At 70.4% G+C, this 2,388-nt stretch carries 4 protein-coding genes; 3 read left to right on the top strand and 1 reads right to left on the bottom strand.

Going from position 1 to position 2,388, the window contains the following annotated elements; genetic code table 11:
- Positions 1–576 (top strand): GAF domain-containing protein (locus QH283_RS07715; RefSeq protein WP_280502329.1); only part of this gene is annotated, 576 nt, incomplete at its 5' end.
- 31 nt (positions 577–607) lie between these two features.
- Here the strand turns inward: QH283_RS07715 and QH283_RS07710 are convergent.
- A complete protein-coding gene (locus tag QH283_RS07710; RefSeq protein WP_280502328.1) occupies positions 608–775 on the bottom strand; it encodes a hypothetical protein in 168 nt (55 codons plus the stop codon).
- A 556-nt stretch (positions 776–1,331) separates the two neighbouring features.
- Here QH283_RS07710 and QH283_RS30305 point away from each other — a divergent pair.
- On the top strand, positions 1,332–2,075 hold the full coding sequence (locus QH283_RS30305) for a hypothetical protein (protein WP_432420679.1): 744 nt from the start codon (positions 1,332–1,334) through the stop codon (positions 2,073–2,075).
- The gene (locus QH283_RS30300) at positions 2,072–2,308 is read left to right on the top strand and encodes a hypothetical protein (RefSeq protein ID WP_414689516.1); all 237 of its coding nucleotides are present in this window, start codon (positions 2,072–2,074) and stop codon (positions 2,306–2,308) included. Before QH283_RS30305 ends, QH283_RS30300 begins: the two co-directional genes overlap by 4 nt.
- Positions 2,309–2,388 lie beyond the last annotated feature (80 nt).

Genomic DNA, 2,388 nt, shown 5'->3' with positions numbered 1-2,388 from the left:
GCCGGCGTCCGGGATACCGGGCGCCGTGTGGCCGCGTACCGGCGGCCCCCGCTGGACAGTGCATCGGTGCGCCGGGCGGCGCGAGAACCCGCGAACACCGATATCCCGCCCGCGCGCCGGCGCAACAACGAACGAGGTGTTCGTATGCTCGACGCCCGCGTCCTGTCTCCAGGCTCGACCGGCGGCGCCGGTTCGGAACACGATTCCCCCGTCCCCCAGCGCGCGGCCCGCAATATCGCGCAGCTGCTGCCCGGTCGTCCATTGGTCGGAATCACCGCGTGTGATGGCGACGGCCTGGAAGTGCTCGGCTGGTCGAATCGGCTGGCCGAGAAACTCGAACTCGCGCAGTCGCGCTGTCCCGATACGCCCGGACTCGAGGTGGTCCGCACCGGGCATGCGATTCTGGTCGGCAATCTCCGCGTGGAACGGCGGTGGGGCGAATTCCGGGAACAACTGATCGCGTACGGAATGCGCTCGCTGTATTGTCAGCCGTTGGTGGATGACGACCGTCTGCTCGGTCTGCTCACCCTCTATTCCGCGCGTGAACACGCCTTCCGGCCCCGGCCGGAGGCCTGACGGCACGGCGCCCGGGGGCGGTCCGCGCCCGTCACTGCCCCCGGGTGCTCTCGCGCAGCGGGTCGCCGGGCGCGCTGCCCGGCCTGCCGCCCGCACCGAAAACCACACGCTCCCACCAGTCGTCGAGCTTGCTGGGCTCGGGCCAGATCACGACTCCGGGATCGGGTTCGGACTGATCGGTCACGGCATTGTCGACCATTGCGGCCTCCTCGGCAGGTGACCCGGTACCGGCCCGGCGGCCGCCGCGATGCTCAGAACGGCGATGGCAGGGTGGTGCGATGTCCCGTGTCCGTAACTCGCTGTCACGGACGGAATTACCGGATCACATCGATTTTCCAGGTGCCGACAATTTTAGCGTCTGCCGGCGAAGTGTGCAGGAAAGATTCGCTCCTCTGCCGCGCCTTCTGTCCGTCGGTTCCGAAAATCGCCGCCGAAACGCGCGAAGCGGGGTTTGCGTGGTGAAATTGTCGTTGCACATGTCGTCCGCAATTGTGCGTTCGTCTGCACGCACATGGTTGCGTGGAATTAACGTGACTTTATGGTTTCCGGGATTTTCTGTGACCGGTCACAGTGGGCGCCGGCCGGGTGGGGCCCGGGCTGAAGCCGGACCCGGACCCCACCCGACCAGCTAGGCGATGGCGGATCGCGATCGGGGGGCGTGCGATCCACCCTGCAACCCCGGGGCGAACCGGGTGTGTTCAGGGTAAGCCGGGCGGTTGCCGAGTCGGGGCGTTTCCGGGCAAAGAAGTGACCCCGTGACTGAACGGGAGTCCCCCGGCGGCTCCGGCGGCGTCCGGCGCCGCGCTCGCGCCCGATGCTGTGGCATCGGTCATGAGCGCGTCGCTCGGCTCAGGATGGCCGGTCACGAGCCTGCCCTCGTCGAGGACGAGCCGGTGGTCGGCCGCGCCTGCCTCGTCGGCGCGATGGGTGGCGTGCACGACGGTGACCCCGGCGAGATCGTCTCCTTCGCCCCGGCCGATCTCGCCGACGGAGCGCCGCCGGTGCGGCGGTACCGGGCCGAGGCGCCGCATCACGGCGTGGCGCTGGAGCTGTCCGACGGCAGTCTCGTGGTCACCGTCGGCACCGAGACCGAGCGCACCGGGCTGCGGGTGCTCGACGCCGCGGGCGCCGAGATCGCCCGCCACGAGGACTGTCCCGGCGTGCACGGCGAGGCGACGGCGAAGTACGAGATTGTCGTGGTCGGCTGCGAGGACGGTGTGCTGGTCTACCGGGACGGCGCCATCACCAAGATCGACGGCCCCACGCCCTACAGCCGGATCGGCAATCAGGCCGGCAGCCCCGTCTCGTCCATCGTGCTCGGCGACTACAAGCGCGACCCCGAGGCCGAACTCGAGCGTCCCGAGCAGATCACGCTGATCGACACCGCCACCGGGCAGTTGCGTCTGGTGGATCTCGGCGCGAGCTACACCTTCCGCTCGCTCGCTCGCGGACCGCGGGGCGAAGCGCTGGTGCTGGCCACCGACGGCGACTGCGCGTGATCGATCCCGTGGCGGGCACGGTGACCCGATCCATCCCGGTGGTCGAGCCTTGGCAGGAGCCCCCGCGCTGGCAGCAGCCCCGCCCCGCGCTGTTCGTCCGCGGCGGTGACGCCTATGTCACCGATCCGGCCACCTCCACGGTGCACCGGATCGATCTGGCCACGGGCGAGATCCGTGCCTCGGTCACCCTGCCCGACCGGCCGAACGAGCTCAGCGGCGTCGACGCCCATTGATGGCGGGGGCCCCCCGGGGGGGGGGGCCAAAACCGGGGGGGGGGTTAACCCCCCCGTTCCCCCGGCCGCCCCGCCGGGGG

Source organism: Nocardia farcinica, from assembly GCF_029867845.1.
Taxonomy (GTDB): Bacteria; Actinomycetota; Actinomycetes; order Mycobacteriales; family Mycobacteriaceae; genus Nocardia; species Nocardia farcinica_A.
This window is presented reverse-complemented; position numbering and strand designations above follow the sequence as displayed.

Bases quoted from the DNA above. Each gene is read 5' to 3' on its own strand.
- QH283_RS07710 (WP_280502328.1), bottom strand. From the start codon at position 775: ATGGTCGACAATGCCGTGACCGATCAGTCCGAACCCGATCCCGGAGTC.